The organism is Micromonospora sp. C51 (genome assembly GCF_018070435.1).
GTDB classification, from domain to species: Bacteria; Actinomycetota; Actinomycetes; order Mycobacteriales; family Micromonosporaceae; genus Micromonospora; species Micromonospora sediminimaris.
Genome location: NZ_JAGPXQ010000023.1, coordinates 77,512 through 101,090, shown reverse-complemented (window position 1 = coordinate 101,090; position 23,579 = coordinate 77,512). Strand labels below are relative to the sequence as shown.

The window sequence follows — 23,579 nt, the reverse complement described above, 5'->3', positions numbered from 1 at the left end:
GGGTTAGGCGGCGGAGAGGTGGACGCCGTCGCGGCCCTGTCGCTTCACCGCGTAGAGGGCCTGGTCGGCGCGGCGTAGGGCGAGTTCGGGAGGCTCGCCGGGGCGAGGCAGAGCCACTCCGACGCTTATCGTGCGACCCACCTGGCGAGCCGCCTCGGTGAGCCGTTCCGCGACACGGACCGCCTCCTCGGGGCGACTCACCTCGATCACCGCGACGAACTCGTCCCCGCCGATCCGGTACAACTCGTCACCCTGGCGCAGCGCGTCCTCCAACGCCCGGGCGAGCCCGATCAGCACCCGGTCGCCCGCCTGGTGACCATACGTGTCGTTGACGATCTTGAAACCGTCCACGTCGATCGCCAGCAGGGCGGTGCGACCCGGCGTCACGGTGGCGATCCGCTGCCCGAACGGGCCGGTGTGCCGCAGCCCGGTCAGCGGGTCGGAGCTGGCCTGCTCGCGTAGCCGTTCCAGGGTGCGTAGCCGGTCCAGGCAGCTCCACGCCTGCCCGGCCAGCAGCTCCAGCAGGTTGACGGTGGTCGGGTCCGGCCGCAGCAGCCGCTCGTCGGCGACCAGCAGTACCCCACCCCGTTCCGGCGGCCCGAAGGGCACCGCGACCAGCGTGCTGACGCCGGCCCGGACCAGTGGCTGATGCTCGTCGGTCGGTGGATGACCGGCCTCACCGAGGGTGTAGCCCGCCCCGTAACGGTGCGCCCGGTCGATGATGCGCCCGATCGCCGGGGCATCCAGATCGGCCAGTTCGGTACGCATCCGGGTCTCCAACTCGCCCGGGGCAACCGTCGGGGGACCGAGTCGCGGGCCGCCCCGGCCACCGAGCAGCAGGACGGCCGCGGCGAGGGTGGAGACGTCCCGGGCCGCAGCGATCGCGGCCGTCATGAGGTCCCACTCGGTGCCGGCGGCGGTCATCGCCGAGACATGCCGGAGCAGCTTCTCGCTGCGGCTCTCCGCCGGCCCACCGAGTGCCGAGATCCGGGTGCCGAGGCGGGCGGCGACCCGCTCGGCGACCAGCCGCCACGAGTCGAGGTCGGCCGGCCCGGTCCACTGCAGGTCGAGTACGCCGATGGTCCGGCCCGCCGGGTTCAGCACCGGTACGCACACCTCCGCGGTGACGTCCGGGCGTACCGGGATGTGCGCGCCGTCGGCGGTGACATCCGAAACGACGGCGGAACGTCCACCGGTGTAGACCCGGCCGACGATGCCGGCGTCCGGCGCGACGGTGGCGAAGACCTGCCAGGATCCGGTGGCGGCGACGCAGCGGAGCCGGCCGTGCACGTGCAGCAGGACGGCGATCGTGGCAGGGGTGTACCGGGCGAGAGCGTCGACGGCCGCTTCGCAGACCTCGGTGACGGTCGACGCCATGGGCAGGCGGACCGTGACGTCACGGATGACTCGCTGGTGATCCACTCGCACGTCGTTCCAGGTCGGATCGGTTCCCGGTGGCGCCGGGTCGCGGATCAAGCGTACTCACGCGCGGCTGAGAGCCGGCTGTGGTCGTACACATGTGCTATCCACAGGGTGTGGACACGGCCTGTGGGCCCACGCGTCGGGCGCGGCGGCGATAGCGTGGGGATCTCCGGTCTAGTGGAGGCCCGATGCTCATCGCCCACCTCAGCGATCCGCACCTGACCACCGGCGTCCTCGGCGCCGAGCCGGCTGCCGGCCTGCACCGGGCGCTCGGCCGGGTGCTGGCGCTGAATCCCCGGCCCGACTGCGTGGTCATCACCGGCGACCTGGCCGATCACGGCCGTCCCGACGAGTACGCCGTGCTGCGCGAGGTGCTCGGCCGGTTCCCGTTGCCGGTGCACCTGGTCACCGGCAACCACGACGACCGGGAGTCGCTGCTCGACGCCTTCGGCGGCACGCCCTGGCTCGGCGGCGGCTTCTCCGCGCACTACCAGGTCGATCACCCAGGGGCGACCGTGGTCGTGCTCGACTCCCTGGTCCCCGGCTCGGACGGCGGGCGGCTCGGCGACGAGCAACTCGCCTGGCTGGACGGCGCGCTGGCCGCGCGCCCCGACGTGCCGGCAGTGGTCTGCCTGCACCACCCGCCGGTCGAGGTCGGCATCCCGATCGCCGACGCGATCCGGCTCGCCGACGGTGCCGAGCTCGCCGAGGTGCTGCGCCGACACCCCCATGTGGTACGCGTCGCCGCCGGCCACCTGCACCGTCCGGTGACCGCGACCTTCGCTGGCACGGTGCTGTCGGTCGCACCGAGCACCTGGCGACAGTCGACGCTGACCATGAGCGACGACGAGCAGATCGGGTGGGTCGCCGAGCCGACCGCACTGCTGTTGCACGTGGTGTCCCGGGCGGGCTGTGTCACGCATACCGTCCAGGTGAGCCACACCGCCGGGATGACCTGCGGCTTCTGACCAACGAGACGAATCACTATCGTGGTCGCTGAGGCTGCTGGTGGTCGACGCGGGCCGTTCGACTCGACACCGCAGCGGGACAAAGGGGTGTGATGGTGCGGCGTGGTCTTGCGGGGCCGGCGGTCGGGCTGCTGCTGGGTACGCCGGTGGTGACCGCGTGGCTCGTCGGCGACCTGACCGGCGGTGCGGCGCGGCGGCTCGCCGCCGAGGGAGAGCCGCTCGACTACGCGGTGAAGCCGGTGAGCCTGGGAGCGGTCGGCGACCGGGTGTTGGTGGTCGTGGCCGGTGTGCTCCTGGTGGTGTCGCTGGTGCTGCTGATCCGTGCCACCGCAACCCGAACGCTTGATCCTCGCTGGTGGTCGGTGCTCGTACCGCTGGTGCTGGCCGGCGTGGTGCTTGGTCTCGCCTGGCGGATCGTGACCGCCGGAGCGATTGGTGCGAACATCGGCGCTGGTCTTGTCGTGCTGGGCGGTGGCCCGGTGCTGCTGATCCTGCTCGCCGTCGCCGCCGTGCAGGCGTTCCGGCTGCGCCGGTAGGGCAGCCGGGGTGGGGCCCGCAACCGGGCCCCACCCCGTGGGTCACCGCAGGCCGAAGGCCCGGACGATGCGTTGGTCGATGCTGTTGCCCCGCGCGTCGCGGGCGGTGGCGCGTAGGGTGACGAACCCTGCGCTGCGCGGGGCGTCGAGGCGGGTGCGCCAGGCGTCGCCGTGGCGGTGGAGCTTGGCGTCGTGCCAGGTGGCGCCGTCGTCGTAGGAGACGTCGAGCGCCACCGTGCGGATGGGGGCCGGCTCGGGTGCCGCTGGCAGATGCAGTGCCGTGACGGTGAGGTGGGCATTGCGTCTCGCCTTTCCGTCGATGTCGGTGTCGACGGTGTAGTCGAGTTGGAGCAGCGAGGGGTTCCACACGCTGCCCGGGCTGACCGCGCCGGAGGTGAAGCCCCATTCGGTCCGGGTGGCGGTGGAATACGGTCCGGCCCATGCGTCGCGCTTGTTCTCCGACACCAGGCGGTACGGCAGCGGCTGTGGATTCGACAGTCCGACGGACAGCATGCGCTGGTAGCGGTCGGTCTCACCGAGGAGCGTATCGCCCTGGTAGAAGCGGATGACATTGTCGACGGCGTAGTTGTCGTAGGTGTCGCCCCGATGGGCGGTGCCCGAGTCGCCCCAGCCGGGGATGAAGGCGGAGAAGCCACCGTCCTCGCGGAAGACGCTGGTGTGTTCCAGCAGGCGGGGCCGTTGCACGGGCCCGAACCAGCGTTCCTCGTGCACCGGGCCGGCCCGGTAGGCGGTGGGGGCGGTCCGCTGGCCCTGTTCGCCGGGAATGGTGACCTCGGTGGTCCACGGCTCCCCGGCGGTGACCCAGTCGGTGCGCTCGCCACGCGCCGGGACCTCGACGAAGTCGAGCGTGCTCGACGTTCCCGACGGGGCCAGGTCGGCGCGCGTTTCGAGCGCCCGGCCCGGGCGCCAGTTGCGGAAGGACATGTCGACCCGGGCCAGGTCGCGTCGGGTGACCCGGTGGGTGAGGTCGGTCGGCACGGCGTCGATGTAGTCGTGGACCAGGTCGTAGATGTACTCGGTCTCAGGTTGGGAGGTGACGTCGAGTCGCACCCGACGTTCTTTCCCGAGGCGGGCGATCAACCGCTCGCCCTCGTCCCGGGTGAGAGTGGCCACGGTTACCGGCGGGGCGTCGCGCGGGTCCCACCAGAAGCTGGGCCACGGATCGAGTCGCCCGGTGCCGTCGTTGACCACGAGCAGGAGGCGGGCTCCGGCGGACGCGGCCGCGGCGGCCTGCTCATCCAGTGACACGGTGTCGCTGCGGCGTACGACGACGGCCTTGCCCCGGGCGTTGACCGAGGCGTACCCGGCGCTGTCGCCGGCCCCGGCGAACACCGTGTCGAGGCGGTGCTTTCCGCGCGGCAGGGGCGTCTCGGCGCGCTGCACCCTCACATCCTCGTAGGCGCGGTGGCCGGCCGAGACCGTCAGTGCGGGCTGGGTCATGCGCCAGCGGGCGCCGACGGCGAAGGCACCCGTCGTCACCTTGCGGTCGCTGGGCAGGATCCAGACGCTGTCGTACTCGGGGCCGGCGTACCACGCGGAGACCCAGGGGTTACCTCCGAGTTCGCGGAACAGTTCGAAGCGGGAACCGTCCAGGGTGGAGGGCTGTGGAGTGGTCACGGTGGCCCGGCGGGCTCTGGTGGCGTCGAAGACGACCGTGCGGTCCCGGTCGAGGGTGATCTCGGGTATCGGGAGCAGCGCGAATCCCCGCGAGTACGGCCCGTTGACGCCCTCCACGTCGGTGGTCAGCCACGCCGAGTACGTGCCCGAGGGCAGCCGCAGATCCAGGGTGCCGCTCTCGTCGATCTGATACGCCGGCAGCGCGGCGCCGTCCTTGTCCAGCACGACGAGGTCGCCGCGGATCGGCCGGCCGCTACGGTCCCTGGCCTGCAAGGTCAGCTTGTGGCGCGCCCCTTCCTTGCCGATGGCGATCGAGGTGCGGGCGCGGACCTTCCCGGCGGCGTCGGTCGCGGTCAGGAAGCCCGAGATCAGACGGTCGGCCGGCACCCGGTCGAAGTTCGTGGTCAGGGTCACCGTGGCACTGCCGTGCGCCGGAACGGTGACCTGCCGGGCCGACGGGACGACGAGGTCCGCGGGACCGCCGTCGAGCGCCGTGGCGAGGTCGAGGGTGAGGGCGCTGTCGGCGATGTTGGTGAAGCGGACGTCTCGCCCGACGGTGCCTTCGGGCGCCGTCGGCCACTGTGGATAGCCGAAGTCGGCGCCGACAGTGGCGAACAGAGTAGCGGCCGTGGTCGCGGCGATGTCCACCCGGCCGTTGCCGCCCTGGAACGGGCTGATCTCAGGGGTCGGCTTGGCGGTGCTGACCAGGGCTTCCTTGAGTTGCTGCCCGGTGAAGTCGGGATGCTGGGCGGCCAGCAGCGCGGCAGCGCCCGCGACGTGCGGGGCGGCCATCGAGGTGCCGTCCCCGAATCGATACAACCCCTCGCCCTGGGAGTACTGCGAGCGGGCGGCCAGGATACCGACGCCGGGTGCGGTGAGGTCGGGCTTGATGGCCCGGTCGCCGAGGCGCGGACCCTGACTGGAGAAGTAGGCGAGAGCGTCGTCGCCGTCCACGGCGCCGACGGTCAGCGCGGCGTCGGCGGCGCCCGGAGAGCCGACCGTGTAGGACCAGGGACCGCTGTTTCCGGCCGAGATCACGAACAGGGCGCCGGTCTCTTCACTGAGTTCGTTGACGGCCACGCTCATCGGGTCGGTGCCGTCGGTGGGATCGCCGCCGAGGCTCATGTTGACGATCTTGGCCCGCCGGTCGCGGACCGCCCACTCCATGCCGCTGATGATCCATGACTCCTGACCGAAGTTGTTGTCGGCGAGGACCTTGCCGACGTGCAGCCGCACGCCCGGGGCGACACCCTTCTCCCGGCCGTCCGAGGCGGCTCCGGTGCCGGCGATGGTGGAGGCGACGTGCGTGCCGTGTCCGTAGACGTCCTTCACCGTCTCACCGGGAACGAAGGACTCGGTAGCGGCCAGCTGGCCGGCGAAGTCGGGGTGGTCGGCGTCGATGCCGGTGTCCAGGACGGCGACGTCGACACCCTCGCCTGTGTTCCCGGACTCCCACACCTCCGGGGCGCCGATCTGCGCGGTGCTGTCGGCGAGCGTGGCCTCGACCTTGCCGTCCAGCCACACCTTGGCGATACCGCCGCCGAGTGCGAGCTGCCGGCCGGTGGAACGCGCGGCGACCCCTCCGCCTCCGGTGATCGAGGACCAGAAGGTGCCGGAGCGGTCCGCGTCCAGCGCGGCGCCCTGAATGCTGTCAAGTGCCCGGACCGCGTGGGCACCCTCGGGTGCCACCGCCCTGCGCGAAGCCGCCGCGGCGTCGGTGTAGGTGACGATCAGCGGGATCCGGTCCCGGTTCGCGTCGTCGTAGCCGTCCGCCAGCAGCTCGGTGATGTTGAACAGCTGGTCGTCGAGCTGCCCGGCGGACAGATAGGGCAGTGCGCCGTGCGGGTAGACGTAGGTGTCCTCGCCTTTCGTCTGCGAGGTGTACCCGGTCAACCGCCCGGCCGCATCCCGGACCTCGGGACTCAACCTCCCTTCAGCTGTTCGGGTCACGGTGACCTTCTCACCCGTGATCAGCGTGACGGTGAACGTGGATGCGGAAGCAGCTGGCGCGACCGGTGCCACGGAGGTGTACGGGGGACCGGCGGGCGCGGCCGAAGCCGGGGTGGGCAACGAGGCGAGCACCGCCGCGGCGGTGAGCAGCGCGACCAGGCGCCGCCCGGGAAGATGTGTGAACAGCACCGGGTTCCTCAGGTTGATCAACAAACGGAAGCGCTGTCAGCGTGTCGATCGTTTGTTTCGGCGAGGGTGCTGCGCCGTTGCGCCGTCGGTAAGAGCACAGCGGGTCCAGGCCCTACCGGAGCCGGCGTCATCTCCTGCTCACCGTGCGCCCACCCGAGCCGCGTTCGTGTCCGGGGTGGGCCCGCGACGGACCTCCCGGTCAACAGCCTCGGCAGCAGCCCGCCCAGCGACTCCAGGTGTGACCGTCGGTGCCGGCGTCACGGTCGGGCCTGACCGACGCCGCGTCGGCGGCAACCCTGACCAGGGTCGAAGCCGCGACCGCGGTGCGGTCGCGAGCGGGCCGCAGCGTCGGCAGGCCGGGACCGGTGCCGTCAGCGCAGCGGAGGGGGAATCGGCACTTCTCCACTCAACGTCTTCGCCGCCAACTCCACGCGCTCCGGGTGACACGCGCGATCTCCGAGCGGGTGGCCGGCCGTGTTGATGCAGCGTTGACCGGGCTGGGCGTCGCAGACCGGGCATTGCAGGAACAGCCCACCGGACGACACCAGCTCGACGCCCTGCGCCAGGGCTGCTCTGCCGATCTTGACGATTGCCTGGTAGAGGGCCTGATCCTGGTGGCGTGCGGCGGCGTCGGCGACGTCGCGCATCCCTTCCCAGAACAGTTCGCGGGCCTCCGGCTCGTCCACGTCGATGCGCATGATCGAGCATCCCCACCGACCCATTGGCCAAACCTGACCTCAGAAACTCACAGTGCCCGATGCGCCGGCCGGGCGATGGCGTTGGCACAGCACGAAGAGGGGCACATCCAGTCGCTGGATGTGCCCCTCACCTGGTCGGGGTGGCCGGATTCGAACCGACGACCTCTTCGTCCCGAACGAAGCGCGCTACCAAGCTGCGCCACACCCCGAGGCGTGCCGACAAATAGTAGCCCACCCGTCCCGAGGCTCAAACTCGGTACCCGGGGCGCGGGTGGTCAGCGCGGGATCAGCGTGAGCAGGCTGGCCTCCGGGGGGCAGGCGAAGCGGACGGGGGCGGTCGGATGGGTGCCGAGCCCGGCGGAGACGTGCAGCCAGGAGTCCGATCCGGGCCAGCGGTGCAGGCCCTTCGCCATCGACCGGGGCAGCCCGCAGTTGGTCACCAACGCTCCTACCCCCGGTACGCACACCTGGCCGCCGTGGGTGTGCCCGGCGAGCAGCAGCCCGAAGCCGTCAGCGGCCATCTCGTCGAGCAGCGCGGGCTCGGGAGAGTGGGTGAGCGCGATGGAGAGGTCGGCGTCGAGGGAGATCGGCCCGGCGACCGAGGCGTAGTCGTCCCGCTCGACGTGGGGGTCGTCCACCCCGGCCATGTCGATCGCCCGGCCGCCGGCCTTGACCGTGCTCCGCCGGTTGTTCAGGTCGACCCAGCCGGCCCCGACGAGCACGTCACGCAGTTCCTCGGAGGGCAACTCGACGCCCTCGGTGTACTCCCGGTCAGGCAGGAAGTAGGTGAACGGGTTCTTCCAGACCGGCCCGGTGTAGTCGTTCGAGCCGAACACGAACGCACCTGGGTAGTCGAGTAGAGGTTGCAGCGCCCGCAACACCCCCGGCACCGCGTCCGGGTGCGCCATGTTGTCGCCGGTCACCACTACCAGGTCGGGATCAACAGCGGCCAGCGAGGCGACCCACTGCTGCTTGCGTACCTGGTTGGGGGTCATGTGCAGGTCCGACAGGTGCAGCACGCGCAGTGGCTCGGTGCCGGTCGGCAGCACCGGCACGTCGAAGCGGCGGAGGGTGAACATGTTGCGCTCGACAAGGGAGGCGTACGCCAGGGCGGCGGCACCCGTCGCGACGGTTGCGGTCGCGAGCCGGAATAGTGTGCGCTTTCGCATGCCGATCAGGGTAGTTTGACCGTCCATGAGCACGCTGAAGGACCGCCTCACCGCCGACATGCGCGCCGCCCTGAAGGCCCGCGACGAGCTGACCACCTCCACGTTGCGGATGGCCCTGGCCGCCGTGGGCACTGCCGAGGTCTCCGGCAAGGCCAAGCGGGAGCTCAGCGACGACGAGGTGGTGGCCGTGCTGACCAAGGAGGCCAAGAAGCGCCGCGAGGCCGCCACTGCCTTCGCCGACGCGGGCCGCGCTGAGCAGGCCGCGAGGGAGAGCGCCGAGGGCGAGGTGTTGGACCGCTACCTGCCGAAGCAGCTCTCCGACGCCGAGCTGACCGAGCTGGTGACGCAGGCGCTCGCCGCGGGCGGCTTCACCGGCAAGGCCCAGATGGGCCCGGCGATGAAGGCGGCCCAGGCCGCGGTGGCCGGCCAGGCCGAGGGGGGCCGGGTGGCCGCCGAGGTACGCCGCCAACTGGGCCTCTGAATCGTCCTGCCGAGCACCGCCGGGTACGCCCGGCTGCGGATCGGAGCGGCCCCACACTGATCGATCGAACGACAAGCGGATCTGCGTCGCTGACCGGAACGTGAACGGGCGGGCACCCCCGCACAAGGGGTGCCCGCCCGTTCGAGCGTTGCTGCGGCCGGTCAGCCGCCGGGTCGGTCCGGCGGACGGCCGGGGTTGTTGGGCGGGCCGGAGGGTGAGTCGCTCCCCGGCCGGTCGTTACCACCGCCGTTGCTGGGCTTACCGGCACTGACCATGATCGTTACGATGCCGCCCTTGATGGTGCGCCCGCTGGGGCTGGTGCCGGCGGCCGTCCCGGCGGGGCAGTCGGAGGTGACCCGGCTGCTGGAGACGATCGGCTCGAAGCCGGCGCCGGAGATGCGGGACTTGGCCCGGTCGAGATCCAGGCATCCGACCCCCGGGATGGTGCGCTGGTCGCCCAGGGAGATCTTCTTACCGGGTGGGTCGAAGTCGATCCGCTTCTTGCCCTTCATGGCGTCGCGCAGCGTCTCCCAGACCGGCGGGTTGATGCCGTCCGGCTGGTTGTGCTTCATCTTGGCGTTGGTCTGCGGCCAGTCCGGGTCGGCCATGATGCCGGCCACCGCGTACTGCTTGGTCATCGCGACCAGGGCGGCGCTCTTCTCGGAGTCGGTGGTGCCGGACTTGCCGGCCACCGGGGCGTCGACGATGCCCTTGGTCTGGGCCGCGGTCCGGCTGCCGCCGCACTTGCTGGTGGAGGAGTTGTCGCCGACCGGGCAGCGGGCGGCGTCCACCGCCGCGCGGGCCACCTCGGTGCTGATCCGCTTCTCACAGCGCGGGTTGGCCACGTCCAGCTTGTTGCCGTCCAGGTCCCGGATCTCCTGCACCGGGATCGGCTCGCAGTACTTGCCGTCGGCGGCCAGGGTGGCGTACGCGTTTGCCAGATCCAGCGGGGTGACCTGCGAGACGCCCAGGGTGAACGCGCCCCACTGGTGCGCGGCCTCCTTGGTGTTGGCGAAATCCGCGTCCTTGCTCTGCCGGAACTGGATGCCGAGGCGCTTGGCCACGTCCACCACGTTCTCCGCGCCGACCTGCTGCTGCAACGGGACGAAGTATGTGTTGATCGAGGCGGAGAAGGCGCTCCACATGTTCTGCACGCCGCCGGCCTTCTTACCCGAGTTCGTCGGGCAGTAGAGGTTCGTGCCCGGACAGGCGGCGGGGCTGCTGCTGTCGATGATGTACTCGGACTTGAACTGCTGCGGCGCGTTGAAGGTGTAACTGAGCGGGATGCCCTTCTCCAGCGCGGCCACGATGGTGAAGATCTTGAAGGTCGAGCCGCCCTGGTAGCCGGTGATGCCGTCGCCACCGGTGAGCAGCGGGTTGACGGTGTTCGGATAGTTGCCCCGCTTGCCCTTCTCGCGCTGCTTCGGGTCGCTGTGCGGCTTGTTCTTGGGCTTGTCGGGGTTGTCGAGCTTGAAGTTCCGGTTGACCGACAGCGCCCGGACCCGGCCGGTGCCGGGCTCGACCACCGCGACCATGGCGGCCTCCTTGGCGGTCACCGGCTTCGCCCGGCGCACCGCCTTGTCGGCGCCGGTCTGGGCCTGCTTGTCCAGGGTCGTGATGATGGTGTAGCCGCCGCTCTTGAGCCGCCGCTCCCGGTCGTACGAGGTCGACCCGAACGTCTCCTGCGACATCCACCAGCGGTAGAAGTAGTCGCAGAAGAAGCCCCAGGCGTTCTTGTTGGTGGCGACGCAGCCGTTGGGGGCCCGCTTGCCCTTGACTACCAGCTTGACGGCCTTGGCCTCGTCGGCCTGCTGCTGGGTGATGGCCCCGGTCTTGACCATGTTGTCGATCACGTAGTTGCGCCGGTCGACCGCGTGCGGGTAGCCGTCCTTCGTGGTCGGGTCGAACGCGGTGGGGGCCTTGACCAGGCCGGCCAGCATGGCCGCCTCTTCGATCTTCAGGTTCTTCGGGGGCTTGTTGAAGTAGACCTGGCTGGCGGCGTAGACGCCGTACGCGCCGTTGCCGAAGGCAGCGAGGTTGAGGTAGCGCTCCAGGATCTCGTCCTTCGACATCTCCTTGTCGAGCTGGAGCGCGTACCGCATCTCGCGCAGCTTGCGGGCGCTGGTGTCCTCGGTCGCGGCGATCACGTCGGCCGGGTGGGTGGCCGAGTACGCGATGCCCATCCGGACGTACTGCATGGTCAACGTCGAGGCGCCCTGCCGGTCGGCGCCGGCCTGGCTGTTGTTGACGAAGGCCCGGGCCACGCCGTTGAGGTCGACCCCGTTGTGGTTGTAGAAGTCGTGGTCCTCGGCGGCGATGATCGCGTTGCGCATGTTCTCCGAGATGTCGGCGAGCTTCACGTCCCGCCGGTTCTCGTCGTACATGGTCGCCAGCGGTGTCTTGCCGTCGGAGGCGAGCAGGTAGCTGATCTGTGGTGCGCGGGCCACGGTGAGTTCCTTCGGTAGCGCGCCGAAGGTCTCCGCGCCGGCCTTCGCGGCCAGGCCCGACATCGCCACCGCGGGGAAAGCCGCAGCGGCGACCACCACGCCGGCCAACAGCCCACAGATGAGCAGCGATGCGGCGTTGGTCAGGACGTTGTGGTCACGTTTCCGCATCCAGGTCACCTCGACAGGGTACGCGAACAGGTAACGAGGGGCGCTGGGGCGTCTTTTCCCCATTTCCTGCGCGCGCCGGCCTCGTTGTGCTAGACGCGTGGCACCGGGTGTCCGGTTGCGTGGATTCGAGCCGAGTTTCCTCCTCATGGAGGTGGCTCGCAGCGTTTTCGGCGACCTCGGTGGGGTAAGCGGCGGTCCCGGGCCCGAGAAGCCGGGAGTGTCCGGAATGATGGATTTCGCCGACAACGTTGCGTAATCGTGCGACTACAGAGCATGATGTAGGCGGCGACAGCGCCACATGTCGTCTGTGCCGTCTTGGGGTAAGGCGTGCCGGACGACCCGGGGGGATTGCCGGCTGGCCCGCGACGGCGTCGGTAGTACAGCAAGGGGGGACGTGTACAGATGGGCATGATCACTGACTGGCCGTCGTTGGCGGCGTGTCAGAACGGGGACCCGGACGCGTTGTTCGTACAGGGCGCCGAACAGAACGTGGCCAAGCGGATCTGCCGGAGCTGCCCAGTCCGGTACGAGTGCCTGGCCGACGCGCTGGACAACCGGATCGAGTTCGGCGTGTGGGGTGGCATGACCGAACGGGAACGTCGCGCGTTGCTGCGTCGCCATCCCCAGGTCACCAGCTGGCGCAAGATGTTCGAGGCGGCGATGAAGAAGAACGCCAAGGACAAGGCCGGCAAGGACAAGATCCTGGCCGCGACCGGCAACTGAACTACCGGCACGGTCGGCTGCGACTTGCGGCCGCACCCACCGTCGGTCAGCGGCGGCTGATCGCCGCCGCGATCGTCCGTAGCCCGTCGACGTCGTGCACGTCGGCGGGCTGCGCCGTCACAGACACGGCCGGCACCTGGGGAAACGCCTCGGTGAACCGCGCTGCCACCTGCTGCTCACGTACCGCCTGCTCGGCCAGGGCGGCGTGCGCCCGCAACACCTCGACGGTGCCCTCATGGCCACCGGCCGTGGCCAGGCGGTCAGCGGCGGCCCGGCTCTCCGCAGCGCCCAGTTCGGTCACTGTCGGCCGGTGCACCCGGTTGAGTACCAGGCCGGCGAGCGGCATCTGCTCCGCGCCCAGCCGGCCAGCGAAGTAGGCGGCCTCCCGGACCGCGTCCGGCTCCGGCGCCGCGACCAGCAGGAACGCCGTCTCCCGCGCCTGGAGGATGCGGTACGTCTGCTCGGCGCGCTGCCGGAACCCGCCGAACATCGAGTCGAGCGCGGCGACGAAGCCGGACAGATCCGTCAACAACTGGGTGCCGATCACCTTCTGCACCACCCGGGAGAACATCCCGAAGGAGGCGGTTACCAGGCTGAACATGCTGCGACCGCCGGTCCTTGCCGGAGCGAGCAGCAGCCGTAGCATCCGCCCGTCGAGAAACCGCGACAGCCGGGCCGGTGCGTCGAGGAAGTCCAGTGCCGAGCGCGACGGGGGAGTGTCCACCACGATCAGGTCCCACTCGCCCCGCGCGTGCAACTGGCCGAGCTTCTCCATCGCCATGTACTCCTGCGTGCCGGCGAAGGTGGAACTCATGGCCTGGTAGAAGGGGTTGGCGAAGATCTCCGCCGCCTTCGCCGGATCGGTGTGCGCCAGCACCACGTCGTCGAAGGTGCGCTTCATGTCGAGCATCATGGCGTGCAGTTCGCCGCCGCTGCCCTCGACGTCGATCCCCTTGACCTGCCGGGGCGTGTTGTCCAGCTCGGTCAGGCCGAGGGACTGGGCCAGTCGCCGCGCCGGGTCGATGGTGAGCACCACCGTGCGGCGTCCGTGCTGTTCGGCGGCGCGCAACGCGAGCGCGGCGGCCGTGGTCGTCTTGCCCACCCCGCCCGCACCGCAGCAGACCACGATCCGAACTCCCGGATCGGCCAGGATCCGGTCGACGTCCAGCGGCGGCGCGGCGTTGTCGGAAGGCACCAATCGAGCGTATCGGGCTGACCGGCTCCGCGCGCCAGGCCGAGGTGAGGTGTGAGTCAATCGGCCTGGACGAGCGCGGCGGCGAGCACCTCCAGGCCGGCGCGGTTCACCCCGTCGGGCAGCAGCGGTAGCTCGACCAGGGGCACGCCGAGGTCCACCAGATCGGTGCGGAGCGAATCCTCCAACTCCCGGCGGATCATCAGGTCCCGCGCCTCGTCATGCAGACCGGTGACGATCCCCTCGCTGGCTGACAGCCCCGCCGCGCGCAGCCCCCGCGTCAAGTCGGCCTCGGTGACCAACTGTCCGGTCGCCAGCGGTGCCCGGGTCCCGTTGACGATCACCCGCCCCACACCGAAACCGAGCGAGGTCAGCTCGGTGATCGCGTCGACCGTCTCCTGTACCGGCATCTCCTCCAGCAGAGTCACCACGTGCACGGCGGTCATCGGTGAGCGCAGCAGCGCGGAGACTCCGTCGCTCTGCGTCTTGATCGGCCCCATCTTGGCCAGCCGGGCGGTCTCGGCGGTGACGTTCAGGAAACGCCCGATCCGGCCGGTGGGTGGCGCGTCCAGCACGACCGCGTCGTACACCCGCCGCTGGTCGACGGTGCGGGTGGTGGCCTCCTTGACCTTGCCGGTGAGCAGCACGTCGCGCAGACCGGGAGCGATCGTGGTGGCGAAGTCGATGGCACCGAACTTGCGCAGCGCCCGGCCGGCCGCGCCGAGCTTGTAGAACATGTCGAGGTATTCGAGCAGGGCCTCCTCGGCGTCCACCGCGAGCGCCGACACCGTGCCGCCGCCGGGGGCGTCGGCCAGGTGTCGCTCGGCGTACGGCAGCGGTTCGGTGCCGAAGAGCTGGGCGATGCCCTGACGCCCCTCCACCTCCACCAGCAAGGTGCGTCGACCACCGGCGGCCAGGCCCAAGGCCAGCGCGGCGGCCACGCTGGTCTTGCCCGTGCCGCCCTTGCCGGTCACCACGTGCAGGCGGGCGGGCCAGTCGATGCCGGCCCGGTCAGTCGGTCGCTGCGCTGCTCCCACCCGTCGAGCCTATCCATCCGGCGTGCTCAGGCGACCTCGCAGACCCACCAGCCGGTTTTACGGATCACCGTGAAGCGCAGATCCTGATCGGCGATCTTCTCATCGGCGGTGGTGACGGTCACCGTGGTGGTGACCGTCGCCCGGTCGCCGGTCTCGTTGTCCACGGTCGGCGTGTCCCACCGGAACCGGGGGTTCTGGTAGGTCGAGACATACTCCTCGACCTCGGACACCTTGGCCCGGATCTTGTCCTGGTCGCGCGCGGCGGTGCAGACCATACCCGCCGCCTTGGCGGCGTCCCGGTCCTGGTAGATCGCGGTCAGGAAGTCGTCGACCGCCACCGACGGATCGGGTGCGCCCTCGCCCGACTCGGTGTTGCGCAGGGTGAGGAAGGCGGCCACCCCGCCTCCGGCGCAGAGCAGCAGCACCACGACCAGCGTGAGCGAGGCCAGCAGTGGCCCCCGCTTACGCGGCGGTCCGGCCGGCGAGTGTTGCGGCCGATACCCGCCCTCGGGCGGCGTGGGTGGCGCACCGTGGCCGGTGGCGGGCGCACCGTGGCCGGTGGCGGGTGGCGAGGGCTGGGCCGGTGAGCCGGCCGGCGGGAGGTCGGTGGGGCCGGTCGGGCCGCCGACGGGTGGCTGGGTCATCGGTCCCCCCGGGTGCGGCGCAGCACCGCGTCAAGGCGGTGCGCGTGGGATCGGGTGGCCGGGCCGGGCGCCCGTCCAGACGGGAAGGGTAGCGGTCCGCGGTGCCGCTGCGGAGGGCCCGGTCTGTCCGGTACGACGATCGCGATCAACTTTCCGCTGGTCGGGTGTCGCAAATGTGACGGAACGCGATCAGGCGCGCGCGTCCTGTTGATGGGACCGGTGCCCCGGCCCTACGGTCGCTCCGGCACGCCCCGGCCCGGGCCGGGCGGATGGGTCCCGGACCGGTGGGCGACGCCGTGACCAGGTACGACGCCGGGAGGCAGTGCATGCGCGACACGGACAACACCCCCCGAGCCCAGTTCCCCGCCGGGCTGCGGCGGGGCAGCCGGACGGTTGGCGGAGACTCCTCCGGCCGGCTGCCGGTCAACGAGCGGTCGTATCGGCGTCCCGTCGACCCGGTCACGAGTGCCGAGCCGACCGGCGGGCGGGAGGAGGACGGCCCCGGGTACGTCATTCACCTGCCCATCCGGGTGACCGATCTGGCCGCCGCCACCGCGTTGGCCGGTCGGCTGGCCACCTCGCTGAACTTCCTGCTCGAACTCGACGCCGGCGAGACCGAGGTGTCGACCGCCGACGACCAGAACAACCGCCACCGGGTCTTCTGCGACCTGCTGCTGCCGGATCGCACGCGCTGCCCCCAGCCCTACGACCATCCCGGCCCCTGCGGGGAACTGCCGCCGGCACCCGAGCAACGGGCCGCTCCCGAGCAGTGGCCCGATGCTGACCAGCGTCCCGCGTCCCGGCCGGCCGGCGGACCGTAGGCTGTGTCCCGAAGTGTCCATGCCACCGAGGGAGCACTCCACCGATGCAGAAGTGGGAATACGCCACCGTCCCGCTGCTGGTCCACGCGACCAAGCAGATCCTCGACAACTGGGGTGAGGACGGCTGGGAACTCGTCTCCGTCGTGCCCGGGCCGAACCCGGAGCAACTGGTCGCCTACCTGAAGCGCCCGAAGGCATGAGTGCCGTGGCCAACGGACCCCACGCCAGGCTGGCGGAACTCGGTCTGGAGCTGCCGGAGGTGGTGCCGCCGGTGGCGAGCTACCTGCCGGCGGTGCAGTCCGGGCAGCACGTGTACGTCTCCGGGCAACTGCCGATGGCCGAAGGCAAGCTCCTGGCCACCGGCAAGGTCGGTGCCGGTGTCTCCGCCGAGCAGGCCAAGCAGCTGGCCCAACGCTGCGCGCTGAACGCGCTCGCCGCGATCGACTCGCTTGTCGGTCTGGAGAACGTGGTCAAGGTGGTGAAGCTGACCGGGTTCGTCGCCAGCGCAGCCGGTTTCACCGGGCAGCCGGGTGTCATCAACGGCGCGTCGGACCTGTTCGGCACCGTCTTCGGTGAGGCGGGCCGGCACGCCCGGTCGGCCGTCGGTGTCGCGGAGCTCCCACTGGACGCACCGGTGGAGGTCGAGGTCATCGTCGAGGTCTCCTGACCTGCCGCGATCTTGCAGTTTCCGACCGGACGAAGACCTCTAACGAGGACGAATCGGGGACCGGAACTGCAAGATCGCGGGGCTGCGTTCGCGGGGTCGTACGATCGCAGCCATGGGAGGGCATGTGACGGGGGCGGTGACCGCCCTCGCCAGCGAACTGCCGGACTGGGCGGCGCTGCTGCGGGCACCCAACCCGGGGCCGATGACGCTGGACGGCACCAACACCTGGCTGCTGCGGGCCCGGCCCGGCGAGCCGGCCGTGGTGGTCGACCCGGGACCGGCGGACGAGGCGCATCTCGCGGCGATCGTCGCGCAGGGGCCGATCGGGCTGGTGCTGATCAGCCACGGCCATCCGGACCACACCGAGGGCGCGGCGCGCCTGCACGATCTGCTCGATGGAGCGGCCGTCCTCGCCGTCGACCCGGCGCACACCATCGGCGGTGAGCCGCTGACCGGGCCGGGGCAGGACCTGAGCGGCTTCGGCCTGGAGATCCGCCTGCTCGCCACCCCCGGGCACACCGCCGACTCGGTCTGTTTCCTGGCCGAGCGGGACGGCCAGCGGGTGGTGCTCACCGGTGACACGATCCTCGGCCGGGGCACCACCGTCGTGGCGCACCCGGACGGGCACCTCGGCGACTACCTGGCGAGTCTGGAGCTGCTCTCGACGTACCGGGGCGTGCCGGCGTTGCCCGGGCACGGCCCGGCGCTGGCCGACTGCGGCGCCGCCGCCGACTTCTACCTCGCCCATCGCCGCGCCCGCCTGGACCAGGTCCGGACGGCGCTGGACGCGGGGGCGCGGACCGCGGCCGAGGTGGTCGCCGCGGTCTACGCCGACGTCGACCGGTCGCTGTGGTGGGCGGCGGAATGGTCGGTGCGCGCCCAACTCGAATACCTGGGCCGGGAATCCGACGGCGGCGACGCGAGGTTGGATCCAGCGTGACCTGCCCGGTGTGCGGAACCGTCGCCGTGCCCGGCGCCCGGTTCTGCCACAACTGCGGCGCCGCGCTGCCGGCCGCCGCGACCCTGCCCGCAGCCGAGCGCCGGGTGGTGACCGTGCTCTTCGGCGACCTGTCCGACTTCACCTCCTGGTCGGAGGATCTCGACCCGGAACGCGTCGGCGCGGTCACCGACCGGGTGTTGGCCGCGCTGGCCGGGGCGGTCAAGACCTTCGGCGGGCACGTCGACAAGCTGACCGGTGACGGGATCATGGCGGTCTTCGGTGCCCCCGTGGCGCACGAGGACGACGCCGAGCGGGCGGTACGCGCCGCGTTGTCGATGCAGCGTGCGGTGCGCCGGGTGCTCGATGACGAGCGGGGCGGCGGCGCGCCGCTGGGACTGCGGGTCGGGCTCAACACGGGTGACGTGATCGCCGGCATCCAGGCCGCCATCGAGTACACCGTCATCGGCGACACGGTGAACACCGCCGCCCGGCTGGCCGACGCCGCCGCCGTCGGTGCGGTCTACGCCGGTGGGCGGACCGCCGCGGCGACCCGGCACGTCGCGAGCTGGCGGGCGCTGCGACCGCTGCGGCTGAAGGGCAAGCGCGAGCCGGTCGAGGCGTACGAGCTGCTCGGCCTGTTGGACGCGCCCGGTACCCGCTCGGGTCTGGGCGACGAGGCGCCGTTCGTGGGCCGGGAGACCGAGATCGGTCGGGTGGCTGGCCGGCTCGCCGAGGTGATCGACCGTACCGAGCCCCGGGTGCTGCTGATGACGGCCGAGGCGGGCATCGGCAAGTCCCGGTTCGCCGCCGAGGTGGAACGCCTCGCCGCCGGCTACGACGTAGGTGCCGGCCGATACGCCGCGCATACCGGTGCCCGCGTTCTCTCGGTGCGCTGTGCCGCGTTCGGCGAGCGTCGCCGACTGGCGCCCCTCGCCGACCTGGTACGCGCCGCGACGGGGCTGCCGAACGACACCGCGACCGCGGTAACCCGGGCCGCGGTGGAGGAGCGGCTGCGCCGGCTCGGGCAACGGCTCAGCCGTACCCGGACGGAGCCGGCCCCGGTCGCCACCGACCAGCTGCTGGCTCTGCTCGGATACGCGGAACTCCCCGCCGGCGGCCCGACGGACCAGGGCGAGTGGAGCACCGCCCAGGCACCGGCCGACGTCGACGCGGTGCCCAACGCGGTGGCCGACCTGCTCAGCGCGCTCGCCGAGGAGGCGCCGTTGGTGGTGATCGTGGACGATCTGCACGATGCCACCGCGGAGACCATCGGCGCGTTGGAGGTCACGCTGTCCCGGCTCGCCGGTCCGGTGCTGGTGCTGCTGCTCGGTCGGCCCGAACTGGTCCGTACCGCTGGCACCCTGGCCCGGGTGTCCGAAGCCGAGGTGCAGCCGCTGCCGCCGCTGCGGGGCGCCGACGCGGCCCGGTTGCTGACCAGCTACCTCGGCGGTGGAAGGCTGCCCCAACCCGACGCCGACCGGTTGCTCGCCACCGCCCAGGGCAACCCCTTCTACCTGGCGGAGCTGGTCACCCTGCTGATGGAACGCGGGGCGCTCACCGCCGGGGCACGCAACACCTGGCGGCTGGTACCGGGCTCACTGGGCAGCCGACTGCTCTCCCGGGATCTCGCGGCGGTGCTCGCCGCCCGGATCGACGCGCTGCCGGCCGAGGCCCGCTCGGTGCTGCGGGACGCCGCGGTGGTCGGCGACACCGTGCCCGACGGTGCGCTGGAGGCGCTGCGGGAGCAGCGCACCGCCAGCGACGGCCGCCCGGCCGCCGTCGCCGCCGTCGAGCTGGAACGAGCCGTGGAGGAGTTGCTGCAACGCCGGATGCTGCACCGCACCCGCAGCGGGTACGCCTTCGCCACCCCGCTGATGCGGGAGGCCGCGTACTCCGGGATCAGCAAGGCGGAGCTGGCGGAACGGCACGCCGCGCTGGCCCGCTGGGCGGCTCCGGTGACCGAGGCCGCCAGCCCGAGCAGCACCGGCACCGGCCCGGGGGGCTTCCCGGAGGCGGCTCGGGACGACTTCGTGGCCGAGCACGTCGAGCGGGCCACCGCCTTGGCCGACGCGGTCACCCTACGCCCGGACGCGCCGGCCCGGGCGGTCGCGCCGCTGGGCGTGGCGGCACTCGGCCGGGCCACCCGCCGGGCCCTGCACGCGGGGGAGCCGGCACTGGCCGTCGAGTACGCCGAACGCGCCACCGAACTGGCCCGCGACGGAATCCCCGCCGTCGACCGGGTGGCGCACGCCCGGGCACTGCTCCAGGTGGGTCGGGCCACCGACGCGCTGGCCTCGGCCGAGAAGATCGCCGCGAACGTGGGAGATCCGGCGACGCGGGCCAGTGCCCTGCTGCTCGCCGGGCAGGCGCAGCAGGTGATGGGTGATCTACGGCGGGCCGAGTCCTGCTGGCGGGAGGCGCTTCAGGTGGCCGGCGACGCCGACCTGCCCACCCTGCGTGCGTCGGCGATGCGCCGGCTGGGCATGACCGACTTCCTGGTCGGTCGGCTGGGCCAGGCCAGCAGCCGGCTGGCAGCGGCGTACCAGGTGAGTCTGGGCGCGGGGGACCGCCGGGGACAGGCATGGTCGTTGCAGAACCTCGCCTGGGTGACCACCACCCGGGGCGACTTCGCCGGCACGGACGCGGTCCTCGGCCGGGCCGCCCGGCTCTTCGCCGAGCTGAAGGACCCGTACGGACGGGCGTGGTTGCGCGGCACCACCGCCTTCGCCCGGCTGCTCGCTGGTCGGTTGCGGGAGGCGCGCCGGCTGGCCCGGGTGTTCCTGCCGTTCGGTGAGCGGGTCGGCGAGGCGTGGGCGGTGGGCACCCTCCGGGCGGTCGACGCGTACGCCAACGCCGAGCTGGGTGAACTGGTCGACGCCGACCGGGAAGCCCGGCGGGCGTACCGGGATTTCGCCGCCGCCTCGGACGACTGGGGGCAGGGCTTCGCGCTGGTGGTCCGGGGCGTGGTCGCCCGAGGGCTGGGTGAGCCGGAGCACGCCGCGGACCTGCTCACCGACGCGCTCGCGTACGGCCACCGGACCGGTCACCCGCTGCTCACCGGGATGGCCGGTACGCTGCGCGGCTTCGTCGCGCTGGAAATGGGTGACGTGGCCGGCGCCGAGCGGCACGCCCGCGCGGTGCTCACCACTGTGGAACCGCACAATCCGCAGGCACCGGCCCAGGTCGCTCCCCGGGTCCTGCTGGCCACCGCCCGGTTGACGGCCGGCGACTCGGGCACCGCGGTCGGCCTGCTCGCTCCGGTCGCCACGATGGCGGCCACCACCCCGTCCCTGCTCTTCTCCCGCCGGCAGTCGATGGCGCGGTACGCCTCGGCCCTGCTCGCCCACGGCCAGCGCGAACAGGCGTTGGACTGGGCCCACCGCGCGGTGCGGGTGCAGGCCGAGGACGTCCGTAGCCAGGTGGTCGCGGCGAGCGTACTGGCCGAGGCGCTGGCCGCGTGCGGGCGGCCGGCGGAGGCGAAGGCCAGCGCCGAGGACGCGGTCCGGCTGGCGTACGCCACCGAGCAGCGCAGCGAGCGGGCCGCCGCGGAGGCGCTGCTGAACCGCCTGCGAACCCCCGGCTGACCGCACCCGCCCCGCGACCTCGACGTGCCCCCGCCCGGCGACCCCGCCGGTGTGCCCGCGCTTTGGCGCGATGTCCCGGAAACGTGACCAGGCGGGGCCGGGCCCTCGGCCCGATTCGTCCGGTCGATCGATGGCCGGTACGGATCTGGCGGTTTCGGGGATGTGGCCGGTCGGGGCCGGCCGCTAGCGTGACGGGTGCATGCGATCGTCGATGTCGTCGGTCGCGCCGTCGAGGGGGGCGAAGATGAGGCTGCCGCGTTCGGTCGCGGGGTGGACGATCGCGGTGTTCGGCGTGCTGGCGTTGGTGATGGGGGCGGTCGGCCTGCTCTGGCCGGAGGCGCTGCTGCGGATGCTCGGCTTCGAGATCCCGCAGAGCCGGGCACCGGGCGACTACACGGGTGCCTTCGTGACGGCCTCCTCGATGGCCTCGTTCAACATGGGGGTCTACTACCTGCTCGCCGCGGCCACCGAGTGGCGCGCCTTCTACCGCTTCACCGTGGTGTTCCGGCTGGTCACGTTCACGGTCTTCAGCCTCGCGGTGCTTGCTGACATCGCGCCGGGGCGGTTCTTCGGGGTGGCGGCCTGGGAGGGCCTGGGCGCGGTGGCGACTGCCGCCGGGCTCTGGTGGGACGCGCGCCGGGCCGCTGGCACGGCTGGTCGGTCCGGAGCGATCGCCCCGGCTGCTGGGAGCGGATCGACTGCCGACGAATCGGAGCAGGACGACGACCGGCGCGGTGCCGGGACATCGGGTGTGGGGCCGGCCACCGATGCGGTTCACTGAGCGGCCGGCAGAGTTCGGTATTTTCGAGACTGTGACCGACACCCCGCCCGGCGCCCTGCCGACGCCCATCGTGCCCGGTCTGACTGATTTGCAGGTTTTTGCCCGGGGTGGCTACGCCACTGTCTACCGGGCGACGCAGATCTCGGTGGGCCGCGAGGTCGCCGTCAAGGTGGAGAACCGGACCCTGGCCAGCGACCGGGATCAGGCCCGTTTTCTGCGCGAGGCGCGTGCCGCCGGTCGGATGTCGTCCCACCCGCACGTGGTCGACCTGTTCGATGTCGGGGTCACCATCGACCAGCACCCTTACCTGATCATGGAACTCTGCGACGGCTCGTACGCCGAGCGGATGCGCAACTCGCCGCTGGGCGCGGTCGAGGCCCGGGATCTCGGCGTCAAGATCGCGGACGCCATCGCCCACTCACACGCCGCCGGCGTGCTGCACCGCGACGTCAAGCCGGCCAACATCCTCCACTCGCACTTCAACCCGGCGGTGCTTGCCGACTTCGGGCTCGCCGTGGTCGCCGAGATGCGGGACGCCTCCGTCGCGCTGGAGGTGCTCACTCCGGCGTACGCGCCGCCGGAGATGTTCAGTCACAGTCCGCCCTCGCCGGCCGTCGACGTGTACGCGCTCTGCGCCACCCTCTATGCGGTCATGCACGGCCGCCCACCGCGCTGGCAGAGCGAGCGCAACCCGAGCCTGGTCACCGTGCTGGAGATGTTCCACCAGCCGATTCCCAGCCTGTCCGGCATCCCGGAGAACCTGGTCGACGTGCTGCGTGCCGGCATGGCCAACGATCCCGGTGACCGGCCGTCCGCCGCGGAACTGCGCGACATGCTCACCAATCTGACGCTGGACGGCTCGGCCGCACCGGGCGGCGGGTCGACCCCTCCACCGGCACCGACCAGCGGCGTTGCCGCCAACATCCACGATGCCGGCCGTTCCGCCCCGCCAGCCAGGGAGGGCTCCACCGAGCGCAGCCGTCGTCGCCGCTGGTTTCTCGGGGCCGCAGGGGTGGTCGCCCTCGCCGCCTCGGCAGGCGTCGGCGCCTGGGCCGCCGGTGGTTCACCGTCGCCACAGCCGAGCATGCCGGCCCGCCCGGCGGCCACCGGTCTGCTCCGCCCGGGCTGCGCCACTCACCAGGAGGCGCTTCCCACGGGCGCCCAGTGCGCCGCGGAGTTGGAGTGCTTCGGGCCGGTGCAGGTGCGTGGCCAGCAGGCCGAAGCCAGCCGAGTGCCCTGCGACGCCCGGCACACCTGGGAGAGCTACGTCCAGGGGAAGTTGCCGGCCGCCCTGGCCGATGCCGGGCACGACGAGATCGTCGCGGATCCCCGAGTACGCCAGGTCTGCAACGCGGAGACGTTCCGCCTGGTCAGCGGGATGCGTCAGGCGGCGGGATGGAATCTTGAGGTGCTACCGCCGGCCGACGCGGACAGCGACCTCACCTATCGATGCCTGGCCGGTCGGGGTCTCGACGGCCTTGCCTCGCCCACGCTCACCAGCGGCTGACCCTTCCCGAGGATTGC

At 71.8% G+C, this 23,579-nt stretch carries 19 protein-coding genes and 1 tRNA gene; 11 read left to right on the top strand and 9 right to left on the bottom strand.

Annotated features, from left to right (window positions below):
- Positions 1–3: 3 nt before the first annotated feature.
- Entirely contained in the window at positions 4–1,422 is a 1,419-nt protein-coding gene (locus tag KBX50_RS21555) for a sensor domain-containing diguanylate cyclase (RefSeq protein WP_210939229.1), read from the bottom strand.
- Between the two features lie 188 nt (positions 1,423–1,610).
- On the opposite strand from KBX50_RS21555, the gene KBX50_RS21550 reads away from it, so the two are divergent.
- Together KBX50_RS21550 and KBX50_RS21545 are read left to right on the top strand one after the other, a co-directional pair.
- Positions 1,611–2,390 (top strand): phosphodiesterase, encoded by a 780-nt coding sequence (locus KBX50_RS21550; protein ID WP_210939227.1) that lies wholly within the window; start codon positions 1,611–1,613, stop codon positions 2,388–2,390.
- A gap of 95 nt (positions 2,391–2,485) precedes the next feature.
- Positions 2,486–2,926: a hypothetical protein gene (locus KBX50_RS21545; protein WP_210939226.1), complete on the top strand. Its 441-nt coding sequence runs from the start codon at positions 2,486–2,488 to the stop codon at positions 2,924–2,926.
- A 42-nt stretch (positions 2,927–2,968) separates the two neighbouring features.
- On the opposite strand, the gene KBX50_RS21540 is transcribed toward KBX50_RS21545, so the two are convergent.
- From KBX50_RS21540 to KBX50_RS21525, 4 genes are all read right to left on the bottom strand, one after another.
- The gene (locus tag KBX50_RS21540) at positions 2,969–6,703 is read right to left on the bottom strand and encodes a S8 family serine peptidase (protein WP_307871030.1); all 3,735 of its coding nucleotides are present in this window, start codon (positions 6,701–6,703) and stop codon (positions 2,969–2,971) included.
- A gap of 371 nt (positions 6,704–7,074) precedes the next feature.
- On the bottom strand, positions 7,075–7,401 hold the full coding sequence (locus KBX50_RS21535) for a hypothetical protein (protein ID WP_210939224.1): 327 nt from the start codon (positions 7,399–7,401) through the stop codon (positions 7,075–7,077).
- 132 nt (positions 7,402–7,533) lie between these two features.
- Positions 7,534–7,610, bottom strand: a tRNA-Pro gene (locus tag KBX50_RS21530).
- 66 nt (positions 7,611–7,676) lie between these two features.
- Positions 7,677–8,570 carry a metallophosphoesterase gene (locus KBX50_RS21525; protein ID WP_210939222.1) on the bottom strand — a complete coding sequence of 298 codons (894 nt, stop codon included), beginning with the start codon at positions 8,568–8,570 and terminating at the stop codon, positions 7,677–7,679.
- A gap of 25 nt (positions 8,571–8,595) precedes the next feature.
- On the opposite strand from KBX50_RS21525, the gene KBX50_RS21520 reads away from it, so the two are divergent.
- Entirely contained in the window at positions 8,596–9,051 is a 456-nt protein-coding gene (locus KBX50_RS21520) for a GatB/YqeY domain-containing protein (protein ID WP_093409988.1), read from the top strand.
- Between the two features lie 161 nt (positions 9,052–9,212).
- Here the strand turns inward: KBX50_RS21520 and KBX50_RS21515 are convergent, their stop codons facing one another.
- Complete coding sequence (locus tag KBX50_RS21515) at positions 9,213–11,666, bottom strand: transglycosylase domain-containing protein (protein ID WP_210939220.1); 2,454 nt, start codon at positions 11,664–11,666, stop codon at positions 9,213–9,215.
- Positions 11,667–12,068: 402 nt separating this feature from the next.
- Here KBX50_RS21515 and KBX50_RS21510 point away from each other — a divergent pair, with 402 nt between their 5' ends.
- Positions 12,069–12,389 carry a WhiB family transcriptional regulator gene (locus KBX50_RS21510; protein ID WP_093409985.1) on the top strand — a complete coding sequence of 107 codons (321 nt, stop codon included), beginning with the start codon at positions 12,069–12,071 and terminating at the stop codon, positions 12,387–12,389.
- Positions 12,390–12,435: 46 nt separating this feature from the next.
- Here KBX50_RS21510 and KBX50_RS21505 read toward each other — a convergent pair whose 3' ends face one another.
- From KBX50_RS21505 to KBX50_RS21495, 3 genes are read right to left on the bottom strand one after another with little or no spacing between them, the layout of a single operon-like run.
- Positions 12,436–13,587, bottom strand: a complete 1,152-nt coding sequence (locus tag KBX50_RS21505; protein WP_210939218.1) for an ArsA-related P-loop ATPase — start codon at positions 13,585–13,587, stop codon at positions 12,436–12,438.
- 53 nt (positions 13,588–13,640) lie between these two features.
- Positions 13,641–14,618: an ArsA family ATPase gene (locus tag KBX50_RS21500; protein ID WP_210939216.1), complete on the bottom strand. Its 978-nt coding sequence runs from the start codon at positions 14,616–14,618 to the stop codon at positions 13,641–13,643.
- Between the two features lie 26 nt (positions 14,619–14,644).
- A complete protein-coding gene (locus KBX50_RS21495) occupies positions 14,645–15,262 on the bottom strand; it encodes a hypothetical protein (protein ID WP_210939214.1) in 618 nt (205 codons plus the stop codon).
- A gap of 326 nt (positions 15,263–15,588) precedes the next feature.
- Here KBX50_RS21495 and KBX50_RS21490 point away from each other — a divergent pair, with 326 nt between their 5' ends.
- The 7 genes from KBX50_RS21490 (at position 15,589) to KBX50_RS21460 (ending at position 23,562) form a co-directional block, all read left to right on the top strand.
- Complete coding sequence (locus KBX50_RS21490; RefSeq protein WP_210939212.1) at positions 15,589–16,083, top strand: hypothetical protein; 495 nt, start codon at positions 15,589–15,591, stop codon at positions 16,081–16,083.
- Positions 16,084–16,127: 44 nt separating this feature from the next.
- The gene (locus tag KBX50_RS21485; protein ID WP_013736319.1) at positions 16,128–16,283 is read left to right on the top strand and encodes a DUF4177 domain-containing protein; all 156 of its coding nucleotides are present in this window, start codon (positions 16,128–16,130) and stop codon (positions 16,281–16,283) included.
- Positions 16,280–16,750 (top strand): RidA family protein, encoded by a 471-nt coding sequence (locus KBX50_RS21480; RefSeq protein ID WP_093409977.1) that lies wholly within the window; start codon positions 16,280–16,282, stop codon positions 16,748–16,750. The genes KBX50_RS21485 and KBX50_RS21480 overlap by 4 nt, the downstream gene beginning before the upstream one ends.
- A gap of 112 nt (positions 16,751–16,862) precedes the next feature.
- A complete protein-coding gene (locus KBX50_RS21475) occupies positions 16,863–17,690 on the top strand; it encodes an MBL fold metallo-hydrolase (protein WP_210939211.1) in 828 nt (275 codons plus the stop codon).
- The gene (locus KBX50_RS21470) at positions 17,687–21,274 is read left to right on the top strand and encodes an adenylate/guanylate cyclase domain-containing protein (protein WP_210939209.1); all 3,588 of its coding nucleotides are present in this window, start codon (positions 17,687–17,689) and stop codon (positions 21,272–21,274) included. Before KBX50_RS21475 ends, KBX50_RS21470 begins: the two co-directional genes overlap by 4 nt.
- Positions 21,275–21,518: 244 nt before the next feature.
- The gene (locus KBX50_RS21465) at positions 21,519–22,055 is read left to right on the top strand and encodes a hypothetical protein (RefSeq protein WP_210939207.1); all 537 of its coding nucleotides are present in this window, start codon (positions 21,519–21,521) and stop codon (positions 22,053–22,055) included.
- A gap of 31 nt (positions 22,056–22,086) precedes the next feature.
- Positions 22,087–23,562, top strand: a complete 1,476-nt coding sequence (locus tag KBX50_RS21460) for a serine/threonine-protein kinase (RefSeq protein ID WP_210939205.1) — start codon at positions 22,087–22,089, stop codon at positions 23,560–23,562.
- Positions 23,563–23,579: the final 17 nt, after the last annotated feature.

Excerpts from the sequence above, each read along its gene's own strand:
- KBX50_RS21550 (WP_210939227.1), top strand. The coding sequence starts at position 1,611 with ATGCTCATCGCCCACCTCAGCGATCCGCACCTGACCACCGGCGTCCTC.
- KBX50_RS21535 (WP_210939224.1), bottom strand. The coding sequence starts at position 7,401 with ATGCGCATCGACGTGGACGAGCCGGAGGCCCGCGAACTGTTCTGGGAA.
- KBX50_RS21525 (WP_210939222.1), bottom strand. The coding sequence starts at position 8,570 with ATGCGAAAGCGCACACTATTCCGGCTCGCGACCGCAACCGTCGCGACG.
- KBX50_RS21520 (WP_093409988.1), top strand. The coding sequence starts at position 8,596 with ATGAGCACGCTGAAGGACCGCCTCACCGCCGACATGCGCGCCGCCCTG.
- KBX50_RS21515 (WP_210939220.1), bottom strand. The coding sequence starts at position 11,666 with ATGCGGAAACGTGACCACAACGTCCTGACCAACGCCGCATCGCTGCTC.
- KBX50_RS21510 (WP_093409985.1), top strand. The coding sequence starts at position 12,069 with ATGGGCATGATCACTGACTGGCCGTCGTTGGCGGCGTGTCAGAACGGG.
- KBX50_RS21495 (WP_210939214.1), bottom strand. The coding sequence starts at position 15,262 with ATGACCCAGCCACCCGTCGGCGGCCCGACCGGCCCCACCGACCTCCCG.
- KBX50_RS21490 (WP_210939212.1), top strand. The coding sequence starts at position 15,589 with ATGCGCGACACGGACAACACCCCCCGAGCCCAGTTCCCCGCCGGGCTG.
- KBX50_RS21485 (WP_013736319.1), top strand. The coding sequence starts at position 16,128 with ATGCAGAAGTGGGAATACGCCACCGTCCCGCTGCTGGTCCACGCGACC.
- KBX50_RS21480 (WP_093409977.1), top strand. The coding sequence starts at position 16,280 with ATGAGTGCCGTGGCCAACGGACCCCACGCCAGGCTGGCGGAACTCGGT.
- KBX50_RS21475 (WP_210939211.1), top strand. The coding sequence starts at position 16,863 with ATGGGAGGGCATGTGACGGGGGCGGTGACCGCCCTCGCCAGCGAACTG.
- KBX50_RS21465 (WP_210939207.1), top strand. The coding sequence starts at position 21,519 with ATGAGGCTGCCGCGTTCGGTCGCGGGGTGGACGATCGCGGTGTTCGGC.